The organism is Bacillus sp. FJAT-44742 (assembly GCF_002797315.1).
Classification (GTDB): domain Bacteria; phylum Bacillota; class Bacilli; order Bacillales; family Marinococcaceae; genus Thalassorhabdus; species Thalassorhabdus alkalitolerans.
The window spans coordinates 3,613,140-3,630,226 of the sequence record NZ_KZ454936.1; the positions used below are offsets into that span (position 1 = coordinate 3,613,140).

14 protein-coding genes are annotated in these 17,087 nt (G+C 41.8%); 9 read left to right on the top strand and 5 right to left on the bottom strand.

Features of this window, described 5'->3' with window-relative positions; all coding sequences use genetic code 11:
* Nucleotides 1–147: 147 nt before the first annotated feature.
* The 4 genes from nirB (CEF17_RS17935) (at nucleotide 148) to CEF17_RS17950 (ending at nucleotide 4,327) form a co-directional block, all read left to right on the top strand.
* Nucleotides 148–2,586, top strand: coding sequence for a nitrite reductase large subunit NirB (gene nirB, locus CEF17_RS17935; RefSeq protein WP_100400681.1), 2,439 nt, complete (start codon nucleotides 148–150; stop codon nucleotides 2,584–2,586).
* A gap of 14 nt (nucleotides 2,587–2,600) precedes the next feature.
* Nucleotides 2,601–2,924 (top strand): nitrite reductase small subunit NirD, encoded by a 324-nt coding sequence (nirD, locus tag CEF17_RS17940; protein ID WP_100400682.1) that lies wholly within the window; start codon nucleotides 2,601–2,603, stop codon nucleotides 2,922–2,924.
* A 274-nt stretch (nucleotides 2,925–3,198) separates the two neighbouring features.
* Nucleotides 3,199–3,753, top strand: a complete 555-nt coding sequence (locus CEF17_RS17945) for a GNAT family N-acetyltransferase (RefSeq protein ID WP_100400683.1) — start codon at nucleotides 3,199–3,201, stop codon at nucleotides 3,751–3,753.
* Nucleotides 3,754–3,760: 7 nt separating this feature from the next.
* On the top strand, nucleotides 3,761–4,327 hold the full coding sequence (locus CEF17_RS17950) for a GNAT family N-acetyltransferase (protein ID WP_100400684.1): 567 nt from the start codon (nucleotides 3,761–3,763) through the stop codon (nucleotides 4,325–4,327).
* A gap of 17 nt (nucleotides 4,328–4,344) precedes the next feature.
* Here CEF17_RS17950 and moaC read toward each other — a convergent pair whose 3' ends face one another.
* A complete protein-coding gene (gene moaC, locus CEF17_RS17955; RefSeq protein WP_100400685.1) occupies nucleotides 4,345–4,836 on the bottom strand; it encodes a cyclic pyranopterin monophosphate synthase MoaC in 492 nt (163 codons plus the stop codon).
* A 362-nt stretch (nucleotides 4,837–5,198) separates the two neighbouring features.
* Between moaC and nirB (CEF17_RS17960) the strand changes: the two genes are divergently transcribed.
* The 3 genes from nirB (CEF17_RS17960) to CEF17_RS17970 all read left to right on the top strand — a co-directional run bounded on the left by nirB (CEF17_RS17960) (nucleotide 5,199) and on the right by CEF17_RS17970 (nucleotide 10,568).
* Nucleotides 5,199–7,556 carry a nitrite reductase large subunit NirB gene (nirB, locus tag CEF17_RS17960; protein WP_100400686.1) on the top strand — a complete coding sequence of 786 codons (2,358 nt, stop codon included), beginning with the start codon at nucleotides 5,199–5,201 and terminating at the stop codon, nucleotides 7,554–7,556.
* A gap of 35 nt (nucleotides 7,557–7,591) precedes the next feature.
* Nucleotides 7,592–9,739, top strand: a complete 2,148-nt coding sequence (gene nasC, locus CEF17_RS17965; RefSeq protein ID WP_100400687.1) for an assimilatory nitrate reductase catalytic subunit NasC — start codon at nucleotides 7,592–7,594, stop codon at nucleotides 9,737–9,739.
* 160 nt (nucleotides 9,740–9,899) lie between these two features.
* Complete coding sequence (locus tag CEF17_RS17970; protein WP_232725547.1) at nucleotides 9,900–10,568, top strand: HD domain-containing protein; 669 nt, start codon at nucleotides 9,900–9,902, stop codon at nucleotides 10,566–10,568.
* A 51-nt stretch (nucleotides 10,569–10,619) separates the two neighbouring features.
* On the opposite strand, the gene CEF17_RS17975 is transcribed toward CEF17_RS17970, so the two are convergent.
* Complete coding sequence (locus CEF17_RS17975) at nucleotides 10,620–11,231, bottom strand: YusW family protein (protein WP_100400689.1); 612 nt, start codon at nucleotides 11,229–11,231, stop codon at nucleotides 10,620–10,622.
* Nucleotides 11,232–11,680: 449 nt separating this feature from the next.
* Between CEF17_RS17975 and CEF17_RS17980 the strand changes: the two genes are divergently transcribed.
* On the top strand, nucleotides 11,681–13,120 hold the full coding sequence (locus CEF17_RS17980; RefSeq protein ID WP_442857443.1) for a SulP family inorganic anion transporter: 1,440 nt from the start codon (nucleotides 11,681–11,683) through the stop codon (nucleotides 13,118–13,120).
* A 65-nt stretch (nucleotides 13,121–13,185) separates the two neighbouring features.
* Nucleotides 13,186–13,605, top strand: a complete 420-nt coding sequence (locus CEF17_RS17985; protein WP_100400691.1) for a universal stress protein — start codon at nucleotides 13,186–13,188, stop codon at nucleotides 13,603–13,605.
* A 151-nt stretch (nucleotides 13,606–13,756) separates the two neighbouring features.
* Here CEF17_RS17985 and CEF17_RS17990 read toward each other — a convergent pair whose 3' ends face one another.
* The 3 genes from CEF17_RS17990 to CEF17_RS18000 form a co-directional block, all read right to left on the bottom strand.
* Nucleotides 13,757–14,002, bottom strand: coding sequence for a hypothetical protein (locus CEF17_RS17990; protein ID WP_232725548.1), 246 nt, complete (start codon nucleotides 14,000–14,002; stop codon nucleotides 13,757–13,759).
* A gap of 232 nt (nucleotides 14,003–14,234) precedes the next feature.
* A complete protein-coding gene (locus CEF17_RS17995) occupies nucleotides 14,235–15,803 on the bottom strand; it encodes a Na+/H+ antiporter NhaC family protein (RefSeq protein ID WP_157843079.1) in 1,569 nt (522 codons plus the stop codon).
* Nucleotides 15,804–16,127: 324 nt separating this feature from the next.
* Nucleotides 16,128–16,991 carry a Cof-type HAD-IIB family hydrolase gene (locus tag CEF17_RS18000; RefSeq protein ID WP_100400693.1) on the bottom strand — a complete coding sequence of 288 codons (864 nt, stop codon included), beginning with the start codon at nucleotides 16,989–16,991 and terminating at the stop codon, nucleotides 16,128–16,130.
* Between the last annotated feature and the right edge of the window lie 96 nt (nucleotides 16,992–17,087).

A 17,087-nucleotide genomic window follows, 5' to 3' on the forward strand; every position in this document is an offset into this window, starting at 1 on the left:
GAAAGGTTCAGAGGCTTTGTTTTTTTACTCGTTAAATATGCATGTAGAATAGATAAATTATTCTGTGGAAGACAGGACACTGAAACTGGCGAGCAGCTGACAATTTTTATTCTCCAGAAAAAAGAAGGAAAGAGGAGTGGATGACAAGTGAAAGAGAAACTGATACTCATAGGAAACGGTATGGCCGGTATAAGAACCTTAGAAGAGATCTTAAAAAGAAATCCAGACCGCTTTGAAATTACTGTATTTGGAAAAGAACCCCACCCAAACTATAACCGTATTTTACTTTCTTCTGTGCTTCAAGGGGACACAGGTGTAAGCGACATTGTTCTCAATGATTACGACTGGTATAAAAACAACAATATTACTCTTTATGTCGGAGACCCTGTAGTAGAAATAGATACGAAAAAACAGGTTGTCTATAGTGAAGGCGGCATTAGTGCTTCCTACGATCACTTAATTTTCGCAACCGGTTCAAATCCATTCATGCTTCCTCTTCCAGGAGCAGATAAAAAAGACGTGATGGCATTTCGTGATATTAAAGACTGTGAAAAAATGATTGAAGCTTCTAAAAAGTACAAAAAAGCAGCTGTTATCGGAGGTGGATTATTAGGTTTGGAAGCAGCCCGTGGTTTGTTAAATCTCGATATGGAGGTTGACGTCATTCATTTGGCTGATCACTTAATGGAGCGTCAACTAGATGAGCCTGCTGCTCGGATGCTTAAAGAAGAACTGGTGAGCCAGGGAATGCGGTTCCACATGGGAAAACAAACTGAACGTATTCTAGGAAAAGAAAATGTAGAAGGTTTACGCTTTAAAGACGGCCAGGTTCTCGACGCCGATATTGTGGTCATGGCTGTGGGAATAAAGCCAAATATTGATTTAGCTCAAAAAACAAAGCTTGAAACCAACCGTGCTATTGTAATCAATGATTATATGGAAACGAGCGCACAAAATGTATATGCAGTCGGAGAATGTGCAGAACACCGCGGTATAGCTTATGGGCTCGTTGCTCCATTATATGAACAAGGAAAAGTGTTAGCAGAGCATTTGTGTGATAAAGAGCGCAAGCTAAAGCCTGGATACGAGGGATCTCTTGTTTACACTCAATTAAAAGTTTCCGGTGTAGACGTGTTTTCAGCAGGGCAATTTCAGGATCAAGAAGGATATCGTGCGATCAGAGTACACGATGAATTTGACGGAATTTATAAAAAAGTAGTAGTCAAGGATAATAAAGTGGTTGGAGCCGTTCTGTTTGGTGACACTTCAGATTCCCCTCGTCTTCTTGACATGATGAAAAAGGGAGAAGACATCTCCGAAATGAACAAAGTTGCCCTTCTTCCTTCTGAAAACGGAGCTGCAGCTACAGAAAGTCCAGTAGCATCTATGGCAGCCGAAGAAACGATTTGCGGGTGTAACGGGGTTTCCAAAGGTGCCATTGTCCAGGCCATTCATGAACAAGGTTTATCAACTGTAGAAGAAATTAAACAATATACAAATGCAGCTCGCTCCTGTGGAGGATGTAAACCGTTAGTTAACGATGTTCTGGCACTTACCCTTGGTGATGAAGTGGCTGGTGCTGACCAGAAAGAGCCGATTTGTGGATGTACTGATTATTCACATGAAGAAGTAGTGGAAGAAATTAAAGAAAAAGGACTTACTCACACCCGTGAAGTAATGAATGTTCTAGGCTGGAAAAATGATGAAGGGTGCTCAAAATGCCGTCCTGCCATCAACTATTATCTCGGTATGGTGAAACCACTGGAGTATGAGGATGACCATACTTCCCGTTTTATTAATGAAAGAGTCCATGCCAACATTCAAAATGATGGGACATACTCAGTTGTTCCTCGAATGTACGGCGGGGTGACAGACTCAGACCAGCTGAGAAAAATTGCTGATGTAGCTGATAAGTACAAAGTAGGCCTGCTGAAGGTTACAGGCGGGCAGCGCATCGACTTGCTTGGAGTAAAGAAAGAAGATCTTCCTAGTATTTGGAGCGACTTAGACATGCCTTCAGGCTATGCATATGGGAAAACGATCAGGACTGTAAAAACATGTGTAGGTGAAGACTTCTGCCGCTTTGGAACACAGGATTCCATTGGACTTGGGGTGCAAATTGAGAAAAAATACGAGCGTCTAAATACCCCTCACAAAGTGAAGATGGCTGTATCAGCCTGCCCGCGTAACTGTGCAGAGTCAGGCATCAAGGATATAGGAATTGTGGGCGTAGAGGGTGCCTGGGAAATGTATGTTGGAGGTAACGGCGGGGTTGATCTCCGCGGCGGAGACCTTCTTTGTAAAGTGAAAACGGGTGAAGAAGTACTAGATACAATCAGCGCATTTTTACAATACTACAGAGAGGATGCCCGTTACCTCGAAAGAACGTCTCACTGGGTTGAGCGTGTAGGACTTGATCATATCCGTTCCGTTGTAATGGATGACCAAGAGGAGCGAAAAGCATTAATCGAGCGGATGGAAGTTGCGTTATCACCTCTTAAAGATCCATGGAAGGATATTGTCGAGGATGAAGCCAAGAGAAAAGAACTCTTTGAAAACAAAAACGTACAAGTTACTCAACAATAAGGAGGGGACAGATAATGAGCAAGGTAGGAGAAGTGAACAAACTGAAGGTGGCAGATGTATCCGAAGTGGTTGAAGGTATTGGGAAAGAAGTGGTTATTGAAGGCCATTCCATCGCTCTCTTTAAGCTGAAGAGCGGGAAAATCAAAGCAATAGAAAACAGCTGTCCCCATAAAGGCGGTCCTTTATCTCAAGGTATAGTCAGCGGTGATAATGTATTTTGTCCCCTTCATGATTGGAAAGTATGTGTTAATGACGGAATGGTTCAAGGACCTGATGAAGGCTGCGTGCAAACGTACAAAGTAGATGTTGATGACGACTCTGTATATCTGTATATCTAAAAGTTAAGAAATGGGGTAGGTGGGGCCTGCCGGAAAGCGGGCCCCCGGTCTGCTCCTTTCCAAATCTTTTACTATATAAAACTATAACTACAAACCAAGGAATGCTGCGAGCAAATGTGCTTTCGGTGTTCTTTTTTTTGTAACCGACCAGAGAATCTCTGCCATTACTTTTGACAGGCGAGGAGATTTTTAGTCAACCAGGGTTTTAAGGTTTATAATAGAAGATCATATGGTATGAGTGGTTAAAGACACCCTGCAGAGAGGATGGAATGGGATGGAGAGCTATGAGATCAGACCAATGAAACCAGGTGATGAGAAAGAAATTGCAAAAGTCCATATAGATAGCTGGAAAACCACCTATAAAGGAATCATTCCTGCCTCATATTTAGATTCCTTACATGTTGAAGAGAGAACGGACTGGTGGAAACGTCTCATCAAAGAATTCCCTTTAGCACAGAACATCGGAAGAGTAGCGGTCAGAATGAAGGATAATAGGATTATAGGCTTTGCTCTGGGAGGGCCTGCTCCCAAAGAGGAAGAGACTGATGGAGAACTATTTGCACTTTATTTGTATGAGGGATGTCAAAAACAAGGGGTAGGAAAGCGTTTAGTGTATTCTATTTCTGAAGCATTTTTGGAAAGGAATTGGAAGGAACTCATTATTCGTGCCCTCGTGGATAATCCTAACATGCCTTTTTACGAAAAGCTTGAACCCAAATTTATAAGAAGACACACCATTACCATTGGTGGCAAGGATTTAGGAGAGTGGACCATGCTTTTTTCAACAGAAGACTTATATCATTCTTCGCGTATGAAGCAAAGGGGGTAATAAGTGGATGATAACAATGGAGTATTTCGGTAAAGATGATATTGAAATAGTAATGAAATGGGCCTGTTCTCCACGCTTTCTTATGCAGTGGGCAGGGCCTACTTTTTCTTATCCCCTTACAAGAGAGCAGCTGATGGAATATATAAGTGAGGCAAACCAAACAGACAGTACTCGTTATGTGTTTAAAATCATTCAAAATAATACCCGCGAAGTGATTGGCCACTTATCGATTGGTGCTGTCAATCGCTACAACAGATCCGCGAGAATAGGCAAGGTTATTATAGATGAAAAGTACAGAGGATTAGGATACGGAAAACAAGTAATCAAAGAAGCGATTCACTTTGGATTTGATCGTCTGGGCCTACATAGAATCAGTCTCGGAGTGTGGGATTTTAATGAACAGGCGCTAGTTTGTTATAAAAAGATGGGATTTATTGAGGAAGGAAGAAAAAGAGATTTTCGAAGGTTTGAAAATGAATACTGGACTTTGGTGGAAATGAGCATGCTGGAGGACGAGTGGGAGAAAATTATAGAAAAAGAAAGGCAAAACACATCCAGTATTCTGCACAGCTGAAGTGTTTTGCCAGTATTTTACGAACGGTTAGGATGATAGAAATCTCCGCTCTTTCCCCCTTTTTTTTCCACCAGATGTGTCTCTTTAATAATCATTGATTTATCCACAGCTTTGCACATGTCATAAAAAGTAAGGGCTGCAACAGATACAGCAGTTAAGGCTTCCATTTCTACTCCAGTATTACCTTTGCATGTTACTTCAGCAGTAATAAGTAAATCATACCCTTGCTCAGTTTGTTGATATTCAAAGGTGAAATCAGTTCCCTGCAGCAATATAGTATGGCACATCGGAATAAGGTCTGGTGTGTTTTTTGCTGCCATGATTCCTGCTACTTGAGCAACTTGCAAAGGATCCCCTTTTTTTATGCCGCCCTTTTGAACCTTTTCATACAGCTCTTCGGAAATAGATACTGTACTTTGGGCAAGAGCTGTCCGCTTCGTTTCTTCTTTATGAGAGATATCAACCATCTTTGGTCTGCCCTCTTTATTCCAATGAGAAAAATCACTCATTTGGTCATCCACCTTTCCTGGATCAATATATGTGTGATACTTCTTTTGCATAAAACGATAGTAACATTCCTTGGTGGCAGATAGAAGAACATAGAATGTTCACTTGAGAAAAAGTATGTTAAGTTTTCTAACGTAAGTGTTGAAGGTTTGGGAGAAGTTTGGAAATATAAGAACTATACTATTTTTTCTGTGTTTTCACAACTTTTATTATCAAATCTTTAAATAGCAGCTGCCCTATTCGATATGGAATTGTAAAGGCAGCCTGTATTTTCCCTATAAACAAGTAGATAAGAAGCATATTCTAGTCATTGCAACCTGTCTCAGGCTTTCCTTTTTTATTATAAATTTGTTGGAGGTACACCATGGGCAAGAATAAGTTAGTTCTCGTAGGAAACGGAATGGCAGGCTTACACTGTATCGAGGAATTACTTAAGATAGATAATGAGAAATATGAGATTACTATTTTCGGAAGTGAACCACATATAAACTATAACCGCATTATGCTCTCCTCTCTTCTGCAAGGCAGTTCCACAGTAGAAGAGATTACCTTAAATGATTGGCAGTGGTATCAGGATAATAATATCACGCTTTATACGGGAGAAAAGGTGCTGCAGATTGACAGTGAAAACCGGATGATCGTAACGGACAAAGGGCGTGAAGTTGATTATGACCGACTGATCCTGGCTACTGGTTCAGTACCTTTTATACTTCCTTTGCCTGGTGTGGAAAAGGAAGGCATTATTTCTTTTCGAACGATAGAGGATTGTGAGCAAATGATAAAAGCCTCTAAAACAGTAAACAAAGCAGTGGTCATAGGGGGAGGACTTCTTGGTCTGGAGGCTGCCAAAGGGCTGCTGAATAGAGGTATGGAAGTAGCAGTGGTTCACCGTGATGACTACTTAATGAATAATCAGTTGGATCGAATGGCCGGCGAGATGCTTCAAAGAGAGCTTGAAAGTCAGGGTATGAAATTTTACCTTTCCAGAAACACAAAAGAATTTTTAGGTGAAGACCACGTGACTGGATTGCAGTTTGAGAATGGGGAAATGATAGAGGCTGATCTTGTTGTCATGGCGGCGGGGGTAAAGCCAAATATAGAATTAGCAAACGCAAGTGGAATTGATACTAATCGAGCCATTTTAGTAAATGACTATTTAGAGACGAACACACCAAACATATATGCGGTTGGAGAGTGTGCCGAGCATCGAAGCCGGACCTATGGTCTCGTAAAGCCCTTGTACGAACAAGGGAAAGTATTGGCTGGAAATCTATGTGAACAACAGAGTGACGGCTACAAAGGCTCAGTTGTTTCTACACAATTGAAAATAGCGGGTGTTGATGTGTTTTCAGCCGGGCAAATCACTGAAGATACAGAAACAACCACTTTGCAAATGTACGATGGACTGGAAAACATTTATAAAAAAATCTTCTTTAAAGATGAAATCATTGTAGGAGCTGTTCTTTACGGAGATATTTCCATGGGCAGCAAGCTTCTTGGCATGATGCTGCAGAAAAAGGAGCTGTCAGACAAAGATAAGAAAACGTTCCTCCAAAATGCTTCTGGAGGCACCAGTCCCGTAGCCTCTATGGAACAAACAGAACTCATCTGTAATTGTAATAACGTCTCCAAAGGTACAATCATAGAAAAAGTCCAGGAAAATAATTGCACAACATTAGGCGAAGTAAAAGAATGCACCAAAGCCTCTACATCCTGCGGAAGCTGCCAGCCTTTTGTGGCAGACCTTCTTGAGTACATCCAAAGTGATGATTTTAACGAAAAGATTGAAAGAAAAACAATGTGCTCTTGTACTTCCCTAACGGAAGAACAAGTCGTTCAGCAAATACAGGTAAAAAACCTTAGAAGTGTGCAGGGGGTTATTGAATCGCTTCCCTGGGATAGTAAGGATGGCTGTGCAGACTGTGTTCCTGCATTGCATTATTATCTGGGAATGATTGATGAAAACTATCAGGCACAACGTACGTTTTCTGAAGAGGAGCATGCCGTTAAACAGCAAAACGGAACCTACACAATTACCCCAAAGATATATGGAGGGCTTACGAATCCACAACAGCTCCGACTGTTAGCCGATCTTGCAGAAGCGTATAACCTACATGAGGTGGCTATTGGCGAAGATCAGAGACTGCATATTCAGGGAGTTAGAGAAAGTGATCTGGCCAGTATTTATGAAAAACTTAATAAAGAATTAATCCCCTCAGGTGCCTATAAAATTAACCCTGTACAGACAAGTCACAGTCCTCACGTGTGCGACTGTGAAAAAGAGCAGGGAACCAAGCTTGCTGTAGAAATCGAAAGACAACTGGAGTATTTAAACACACCGTCGACAGTTAAGGTGAGTGTGTCTTCCTGTATGAAAGACTGTGCTGGTGCCAAGCTTCAAGATATCGGGCTTGTCCCAATGAACAGAGGATGGGAAGTGTACATCGGAGGAACGACAAAAGGCGAGCCACAGACAGGAGAGCTTCTTTCAGTAGCGGAGACAAGTGAAGACGCTATGATCCTCACTTTATCGCTTATCCAGTATTACCGGGAAACGGGTAATTTCAGAGAAACGGTGGGCGAATGGGCACAGAGAATTACAGAGATACATTTGCGTGAAGTTCTCTTTGATAGTGAGCTTCAAGATCATCTGCTTGAGCGATTGGATCATGATAGAAATGTCAGGATGGAGAAAAAGTATGGACTAGAGGTTACCAGCTAAGAATGAGAAGGTTTGCTTAGGAGGGAGGAGTTTCCATGACTGATTTATTGCTGAAATATTTTAGAGAAAAAGAACAAAAGGTTCAAGCTGAAAAAGTGTACAACACTCAGTGCCCTTTTTGCAGCATGCAATGTAAGATTCAACTGGTAGAGCAGACTGTAGTTACTAGAAAGAAATACTCAGCCCAGGGGCTTGATAACCCAACTACGCAAGGAAGGGTCTGTATTAAAGGGCTCAATGCCCACCACCATGCTGTGCACAAGGATCGTATCACTTATCCTATGGCAAAGGGAGAAGATGGGCAGTTTCATCGGATCTCCTGGGACAAAGCTTTACACCTTATCAAAGAGAATTTCACAGAGATACAAAGAGAGGATGGAATGGATGCCCTTTCTGTCTATGGCGGAGGGTCTTTAACCAACGAGTCCGCATACCTACTTGGTAAATTTGCCCGCATTGGCCTTCAAACAAAATATATTGATTATAACGGCAGGTTTTGCATGTCTTCGGCTGCCTCAGCGGGGGCGAAGGTATTTGGGATTGACAGGGGTCTCACCAACACTCTCTCAGAAATTCCAGAGTCTGAAGTTATTATCTTAGCAGGCACAAATATTGCTGACTGCCAGCCTACGATTATGCCGTACTTTGAAGAAGCCAAAGCAAATGGTGCTTATATAATCGCCATTGATCCAAGAGAAACAGGAACGACTAAAATGGCTGACTTACATTTGAAAGTAAAACCTGGCAAGGATGCTGCTCTTTCCAATGGTATTTTAAAAGTTTTAATAGAGGAAAACCTCATCGATGAAAGTTTCATAGATGAACGAACCAATGGGTTTGACGAGGTTCAGGAGCATGTGGCTTCTTTCTCGTTAGAGGAAATTAGTCAGTCCACAGGTGTAGCTGAAGCCGAAATTCAAAAGGCGGCAATGAAATTTGGTAAGGCTGCAACAGGCACGATTTTTACAGCAAGAGGGGTAGAACAGCAGACGGATGGACATATGGCTGTACGTAATTTTCTAAACATTCTTCTCGTTACAGGGAAAATTGGGAAGCCAAACTGTGGATACGGAGCTATTACCGGCCAGGCGAACGGACAAGGAGGAAGAGAACACGGCCAGAAATCAGACCAGCTGCCAGGTTATCGTTCCATTGAAAACCCGGATCACCGTCAATATATTGCCGAGGTCTGGGGAGTGAAGGACACAGATATCCCTGGAAAAGGGGTTTCTGCCTATGAAATGATGGAAAAAGTGCATCAAGGGGAAATAACCGGGATGTTTCTCATGGCCTCTAACCCGATTGTCTCCAACCCTAACGCCACATTAGTCAAAAACGGCCTGAAAAAGCTGAAATACCTAGTTGCAGTGGATATGTTTATTTCGGAAACAGCTGAGTTAGCTGACTTGATTCTTCCCCCTACATCTTACCTTGAAAATGAAGGTACCTTGACTAATATGGAAGGAAGAGTGATGCACAGAGAAGGGCAGCGAAGGATTCCCGGAGAAGCGAAACATGACTGGAAGATTTTATGTGAAGTAGCCAGAGTGATGGGAAAAGAAGAATACTTCACTTACGAAACAGTGGAAGACATCTTTAATGAACTTCGCGTAGCTTCTCGAGGCGGCATGGCTGACTATTATGGCATGACCTATGAGCGTATTAAGGAAAAGGAAGGAATCCTGTGGCCTTGCCCTGATACAAATCATGAGGGAACAAGCAGGTTGTTTGAAGAGCGGTTCCACCATGCTGATGGAAGAGCAGCAATGATGCCTGTTTCAAACGATCCTTCCATTAAAAAGGAAGAACCTTCGGAGGAATTTCCAGTGTACTTAACGACAGGGCGGGTAATGGCGCATTATTTAACAGGGGTGCAAACACGAAAAACATCTGCGTTGAATGCCAGGTTCTTTGAGTCATTTATTGAAATACATCCTTCCACAGCAAGAAAGTATGAGATTGAAGACAATAGTCTTGTCAAAATTACCTCAAAGCGAGGAGAAATCATTGTAAGAAGTAAATGGTCTTCAGACATTAGGGAAGATACAGTATTTGTTCCCTTTCACTGGGCCGAATCCCAGAATGTAAACAACTTAATTCCTAGGGAATTGGATCCTCAGTGCAGAATGCCCGGATTCAAAACTTCAGCAGTGAAAGTTCAGCCCTTTACGGCAGTGATTTAACTTAAAAGCTTCCATAGCCTTGCTATGGAGGCTTTTAAGTTTGTCTGCCAAATAGATTTGTTCTGGAAATCGAGGGTTCCTTCCGGGAGAAGAATCGTTTCCAGGTTCTTTACCTTTTTTGAGAAAATCCACATAATAAAAGAGTAGTGAATTCAGGCTAATGAAAAGACAGGTGGTATTTATGCAGACTGAAGAAATAGTAAAGCAGGCGCAGGAGTGGGTAAGAGATTTCTTTGAAGGAGAGGCAAGCGGGCATGATTGGTGGCATACATACAGAGTAGTTGAGCTGGCAAAAACAATAGCCCGGGAAGAAAAGGCTGACCTTTTTGTCTGTGAACTGGCGGCTCTGCTTCATGATATGGCGGACTCAAAATTTAATGAGACAGAAGCGGATGGTATTCAAAAAGTGGCAGGTTGGCTGGATGACAAGCAGGTTCGTAAAGAAGAAAGAGATCATGTTTTAGAAATTATTTCAACAATGTCTTTCAGGGGAGGCCACAACCCTCCAATGAAAACCATTGAAGGGAAGGTGGTCCAGGATGCAGACCGTCTTGATGCGATTGGTGCTCTTGGTATTGCCAGGACCTTTGCTTTTTCAGGAGCCCATGGCCATCCTATATACGTCCCAGGGGAGCAGCCTCAGGAAGCAATGTCAAAAGAAGAATACGAAAAAAGGCAAAGCTCCGCAGTCAATCATTTTTATGAAAAGCTGCTCCTGTTAAAAGAAAAATTGAATACAGATTATGGAAAAGAAATAGGCAAAGAGAGACACTTGTTTATGGTGAATTTTCTCGAGCAGTTTTACCTGGAGTGGAATGGGGAGAAATGAGCATAAAAAGAGTCTGGCTCGGAGCCAGACTCTTTTTCCAAATTTACGTGCTTATTGTTCTAATTCTACTTCAAGATTCGTCCCATCTTGAAACTCAATTTCAAGCTCAAATTCATCGATTTCGTCACGACTGATATCAAGTTCTTCCAGGACTGCATCAATAATTTCATCATCAGACATATCTTCATTAATATAAAGGCTGCCAAGAAGATCTTCTAATTCTGAGATGGCCTGCTCTCCTTCTTGTTCTTCTTCCTCACCGTTTTCTTTTTCGATTTCGCCCTCTGTATCTCCGTTTTCTTCATATTCATATTCCCATTCGCTGCCATCAGTAAATTCAATGTCCAGGTCGAACTCTTCTACGCCACGATCAAGCAAGGATTCATCTGCAGATGCTTCCTCCTCGTCACCGTTTGTGTCGTTAAGGTCGTCAGTTGTTTCTTCATCCCCATTTTCCTCTTCTTCATCATCAGGTGATTCTGTTTGCTCATCGTCCTCTAAATCGCCTGTTTCCTCTGGCTCCTCCTGGTCTGTTTCTTCTGTTTGGACATTTTCAGATACTTCTTGTTCTGTATCTCCTTCTGTTGCACCGTTATCTTCTCCCTCTCCGCAGGCAGCCAGCACAAGGGCTAAGGAAGACATAGCAATGAAAGAACGTTTCATATGAAAAAACTCCTTTTAATTAATCATAAGTAATGAGTAATGAGTGACCTATACCCGTTGAAGGCAAGACATAAACAGGCTGGAGAAAGATTATTGGCATTTGTGAAAGTTAACATATAAAGGGGAATAAAAGAGAAAATGAGAGAAATGCAATCATGTAATTGACTTACATGGGACTTTCGGTATAGCTGTAAATATGCTACACTTCTTTTGTTCACAACGCCGATTCTTGTTAGGGACAAGAATCTTAGATGAAATGCTCTGCGCACAAGATGTTAAAAGAGAGGGAAACGGACGGATAACCTAGCTGAAATTAGCAGATTGTAAATAATAGAACGGTACTCTGTTATGTGAATGGCAGGTTAAAAAAATAATCTTTCTAATTTCATCCATGCAAATGAGTAAAAAATTAGAAAGAGGTGCGAAACAAAAAAGTGAATACAGCAAAGATGAAAGAAGAGTGGTTTGGGAATGTCAAAGGGGATGTTCTTGCAGGAATTGTGGTGGCTTTGGCCCTTATACCAGAGGCCATCGCTTTTTCTATCATTGCAGGAGTAGATCCGATGGTAGGGTTATACGCTTCTTTTAGTATTGCAGTGGTGATTGCCTTTGTTGGTGGACGCCCAGGCATGATATCAGCTGCTACGGGAGCTATGGCATTGTTAATGGTTACACTTGTAGCAGATCATGGGCTTCAATACTTGCTTGCTGCTACCATTCTTACGGGAATTATCCAAATATTATTTGGTGTGTTTAAGCTGGCCGTCTTTATGAAGTTTATCCCAAGGGCTGTGATCGTGGGGTTTGTGAATGCTCTTGCCATCTTAATTTTTATGGCACAATTAGAGCATTTTGTGGGAGAAACATGGATTATGTATGCACTGGTTGCTTTAACGCTTGCCATTATTTATCTGCTCCCTAAAGTTACTTCAGCGGTACCGTCGACATTAGTTGCCATTGTTGTGGTGACAGCTATTGCTGTTTTTATGAATGCAGGTGTTCGGACTGTTGGAGACATGGGGGCTTTGCCTGATACATTGCCAGTCTTTTTGCTTCCCTCTATTCCTCTAAATATGGAAACATTAATGATTATACTTCCTTACTCGCTGGCTCTTGCTGTTGTTGGTTTGTTGGAGTCCTTGCTCACAGCAACAATTGTTGATGATATGACAGATACGGACAGCAATAAAAACAAAGAAAGCAGAGGACAGGGCTACGCCAATGTAGTGACAGGTTTCTTTGGCGGGATGGCAGGGTGTGCCATGATTGGACAATCTGTTATTAATGTGAAGTCAGGAGGAAGGGGAAGGTTATCCGCTTTGGTTGCCGGTGTGTTTCTCATGTTCTTGATCATTGTCCTTGGTAATCTGGTTGTCCAAATTCCGATGGCTGCTTTGGCAGGTGTCATGATTATGGTGTCAATCAGTACATTTGACTGGGGATCCATTAGGATGCTTCCTAAAATTCCAAAGACTGACTCGGCAGTTATGCTGGTTACGGTGGGAACAGTCGTGGTCACTCATGACCTCTCGCAAGGGGTATTTGCCGGTGTAATTTTAAGTGCGATTTTCTTTGCCGCAAAGATCTCTAAAGTAAAAGTAACCGAGCATTTTATCAGAGCAGAAGAGAAAAAAGTCTACCATATAGACGGTCAACTGTTCTTTGCATCAGTAACTGACTTTACAAAAGGGTTTGATTACCAGGAGAATGTGAAGAAAGTGGAGCTTGATTTATCAAAAGCCCACGTATGGGATGACTCCGCCGTCGAGGCTTTGGAAAAAGTAAGAGCAAAGTATGAGCAAAATAACGTTGAAGTCAGTTTTACCGGCTTGAACCAGGAGAGTTCAAACCTTATGAAAAGGCTTGAAGGGTTATCATCAGGCCATTAAGGGAAAAGTGCGCAGTAATGCGCACTTTTTTCATATATAATAATACTAAAAGGGGGAGATCAGCAATGTACAAAAAAATCCTTTTGGCTGCAGACGGCTCTGAAAATGCTGTACGTTCTGCCAGACACGCTTTGGGTATAAGAGCTGGTCATAAAGACAGCCACATTGATATCATTTATGTAATAGACGGGGAAAAAGCAAAATCTGAGGTCATTCACTTCGGCGATACAGCTGTAATCGAAAAAAAGCGAAAAGAACGTTTAAAACCTATCATTGAAATGTTTGAAGAAGAAAACGTTTCTTATGATATACATTTAAAGCATGGAGAACCAGGACCTAGCATTGTAGAGTTTGCGAATGAGGGAAACTATGATTGTGTAGTTATAGGAAGCCGGGGCTTAAACAAGCTTCAAAGCATGGTGCTTGGCAGTGTCAGCCATAAAGTAGCGAAAAGGGTGCAAAGTCCGGTAATGATTGTAAAATAAATAAAATCCCCCTTATCACCAAGGGGGATTTTATTTAGGTGCCTGGCACCTTCTTGGTTTGTAACATTAATATTGCTGAATTCCCTAGTGCAAAGGGGAAAATGCATTTTATTATGTTACACATCATAAAGGTGCCAGGCACCTCTCTCCTCTAATCTCGTAATAAAAAATCCATAAAGCTTCCTGCAATCATTCCAAGAAAGACGGTCTGGACTGGGAATGGATCCATATAAAGTCCGAACATGACAGCTATAATCGCAAAAATTGTAGTGTACTTAACTTTCATGAAGGAATTGAAAAAAGGAAAGGACGCCTGTAAGCTTGAAAAAATAAACGGTGAGAAATAAACAGCGAGTACAATGATAGCCAGAATTATCACAAGTACATCCATTTTCAAAATCCTTTCTCTCAAGACATTAACTTTCTTCTATAATAAGTATGCCCCTAAACTGGAAAGAGAAAACTGTGAATTGCAGAGAGAGAATTGAATAGGGAAGTCAGTGTAAGTATTTTCTCACCCTCTGCAAGTAAAAAGAAAAAACATGACTCATTTGCAGGCTTAAAAAAAGCTGCCCTGTCCTTTGGTTTCTTTAAAGAACAAGGCAGTTTTATTAAATTTATCTTTCCTGTCAAATAGAAGATTCTGACCCTGAGTCTATAGGCTTTATAAGGCCACGCAACATAAGTGCGGCGAGGATAAGGAGAACAATAGATACAGTAAGACCTAATAAAGTGCTTCCTGTCAGCCCGAGCACTAAATAGCCTAAAAAGGATACTGCCGCTACGACTAAGGCGTAAGGAAGCTGGGTCAATACATGATCGATATGATGGCTGCCCGCACCTGTAGAGGAAAGAATGGTCGTATCTGAAATAGGAGAGCAATGATCTCCAAAAATGGCACCTGCTAAAACTGCTGCTAGAACAGGGAGCATCATTGTTATATCAAGGGCTGCTGCAATGTCTCCCGCTATTGGAAGGAGTAAAATGAAGGTGCCCCAGGATGTCCCGGTAGAAAAAGCCATAAATCCTGCCAAAAGAAAGAGCAGAGCTGGCAGCCAGTACGCAGGAACCGTACCATCTAGAACTCCGGCTAAATATTCTCCAGTTCCTAAACCATCAATAACCGTAACCATTGTCCAGGCAAATATTAAGATGTAAATTGCTGGAAGCATAGATTGAATGCCTTTTCCTAAGGTTGATAGTACCCCTTTTACAGATGGTTTTTTTCTTGCAGTTAAAAGGAGAGCCGTGCTCAGTCCTATCAGTCCGCCATATACCAAGGAGGATGCTACATCAGTTTCAGCAAATACAGTAAGAGCGGTTGCTTCTCCTTCTGTTCCTTGTATTCCGGTAATAATCATGAATACCACTGTACCCACAATTAACACGGCAATCGGCAGAAGTAAGTCTATGACTGAGCCTTTTCCTTCATTAATATCTGTTTTGTGGTCTCCGGGGATCGCTCCTCTGGAGGAGTCAAACAATACACCTTTTTGGATAGCTCTTGATTCATGGGTACGCATAGGCCCGAAATTCAGCTTCCATACAATAACCAGAAAAACAAACAAGATGGCCGTCAAGGCGTAAAAATTCATTGGGATCATATAAATAAATGCTTCAAGAGCTCCATACTGCCCCAGACCATGATCAGCTAAGATTCCAGCAATAATCGTTATAATGTAGGCGCCCCAGCTTGACAGCGGAGCAATCACACAAATAGGAGCAGCAGCTGAATCCACGATATAGGCAAGCTTTGCTCGTGACACCTTATGTCTGTCGGTAAGAGGCCTGCTCACTTGTCCTACGGTTAAACTATTAAAATAATCATCAATGAATACAAGAATTCCAAATACTAATGTAGCGAGCTGGGCACCTATTCTTGTTTTTACTTTGGAAAGAGCCCATTCCCCAAACGCACGGCTGCCGCCTGAAAAAGTAATAAGAGCGGCCATCATGCCTAGAAAAAGCAAGAATAGCATGATGAAAAATTCCCAGTCATTCACAGCGCCGTCAACGTAAAAAAGAGAGACTGCAGTTTCTGTAATTTGAACAATGGTGGAGACAACACTCCAGTCGTTTAAAATAAGACCTCCTATCACAATCCCGGCACCTAAAGATAAAATAACTCTTCGCGTTAGTATAATCATAAGAAGAGTAAGAAGGGGCGGAATCAAGGAAATAAAGGATGGTTCTGTCATTATGCAATTTCCTTTCTATTCGAATTTTTTCTCCAAGCTTGAAACATTTGTCACTAAAAAAGGGCAATGGAGCATATCCATTGCCAGATGGCCGAGACGCTGCCGTTATTTGTTCTTCCCGTGAACAGTGACAGTCCTGTTTTTTTTATTCAATACAGCTCTAAAAAGCTGCTCTTTACTGCTTGAGAGAATGCCGAAAATAGGCGTAAAAGGCGGGCAAGCACAACGGGTCGTTCTGCCTCCGCCACGTTTCTGATGGAGATTTACCATTATTATATTATGGGCCCAGGCAATTATAACAGGGAAAAAAGAAAAGAGGAAAAGTTATTTTAAAATGATGTCATAAACTGCTTTGGCCACACCGTCTGCATCATGATGAGCAGTTTCGTGAGTAGCGACTTTTTTTACATCATCTTCAGCATTTCCCATCGCGATACTGGTTCCAACCAGGTTAAACATGGGAAGGTCGTTGTAATTGTCTCCAATGGCAAAGCTATTTTCGGCGTCAATATGGAGATGTTCAAGGACAGACAGCAGCCCTTTCCCTTTTTGAATGTCCGGATGCATAATCTCAATATTGTCGCGACCGGAAGAAGTGATTGAAATTTCCTCTCTTCCTGACCATACTTTACGAGCCTGATGCAGTTTTTCTTCAAGGAGTGAAACGACTAAGAACTTATAAACCTTGTAGTGATTCGATTTTAACTCCTCTGGAGATGGCATGTCTTTAATAACAAGGTCTTTAATCTGCTCATCAGCTTTTTGTCGTATTCTTTCACTAATGACTTCTGCATCTTCCTTATTCTTCGTAAATTCCTTGATGTCATTTTCATAAAAATCTTTACCCTGGGCAGAAGCATGAATACCTTCCTGTGTGTATGCATGATAATAATAGCCTTTGTTTTCAAGCCATTCAAGAAGGTCGGCAGCATCTTTCGTTTGCATCGTTGCTTCGCGGAGAACCTCGTCCTGCCATTCCACGACTGCCCCATTTATAGAAACGATGCCGTCGGGTTGCACATTTGCATTTCCCGTCAGCCTTTTTACTTCATCTACATCTCTTCCTGTCGCAATCACGACTTTATATCCCTTATGTTTTAACTTCTTTAATGCTTCAGCATTGGCTGCTGAAATCTTTCCATTAGAATTAAGTAATGTCCCGTCCATATCAATAGCTACGATACTCATGTTGGTCACCTCGGTTTTTTGAAGAAATTGACTTACTTAGTTGTAACGTTCAACACATCCGCTGTCAAATGTAAAAAGAACCCCGTCAGGTCTCTT

Bases quoted from the DNA above. Each gene is read 5' to 3' on its own strand.
- CEF17_RS18000 (WP_100400693.1), bottom strand. From the start codon at position 16,991: ATGAGTATCGTAGCTATTGATATGGACGGGACATTACTTAATTCTAAT.
- CEF17_RS17950 (WP_100400684.1), top strand. From the start codon at position 3,761: ATGATAACAATGGAGTATTTCGGTAAAGATGATATTGAAATAGTAATG.
- moaC (WP_100400685.1), bottom strand. From the start codon at position 4,836: ATGAGTGATTTTTCTCATTGGAATAAAGAGGGCAGACCAAAGATGGTT.
- nasC (WP_100400687.1), top strand. From the start codon at position 7,592: ATGACTGATTTATTGCTGAAATATTTTAGAGAAAAAGAACAAAAGGTT.
- nirD (WP_100400682.1), top strand. From the start codon at position 2,601: ATGAGCAAGGTAGGAGAAGTGAACAAACTGAAGGTGGCAGATGTATCC.
- CEF17_RS17985 (WP_100400691.1), top strand. From the start codon at position 13,186: ATGTACAAAAAAATCCTTTTGGCTGCAGACGGCTCTGAAAATGCTGTA.
- CEF17_RS17945 (WP_100400683.1), top strand. From the start codon at position 3,199: ATGGAGAGCTATGAGATCAGACCAATGAAACCAGGTGATGAGAAAGAA.
- CEF17_RS17995 (WP_157843079.1), bottom strand. From the start codon at position 15,803: ATGACAGAACCATCCTTTATTTCCTTGATTCCGCCCCTTCTTACTCTT.
- CEF17_RS17970 (WP_232725547.1), top strand. From the start codon at position 9,900: ATGAAAAGACAGGTGGTATTTATGCAGACTGAAGAAATAGTAAAGCAG.
- nirB (WP_100400686.1), top strand. From the start codon at position 5,199: ATGGGCAAGAATAAGTTAGTTCTCGTAGGAAACGGAATGGCAGGCTTA.
- CEF17_RS17975 (WP_100400689.1), bottom strand. From the start codon at position 11,231: ATGAAACGTTCTTTCATTGCTATGTCTTCCTTAGCCCTTGTGCTGGCT.
- CEF17_RS17980 (WP_442857443.1), top strand. From the start codon at position 11,681: ATGAAAGAAGAGTGGTTTGGGAATGTCAAAGGGGATGTTCTTGCAGGA.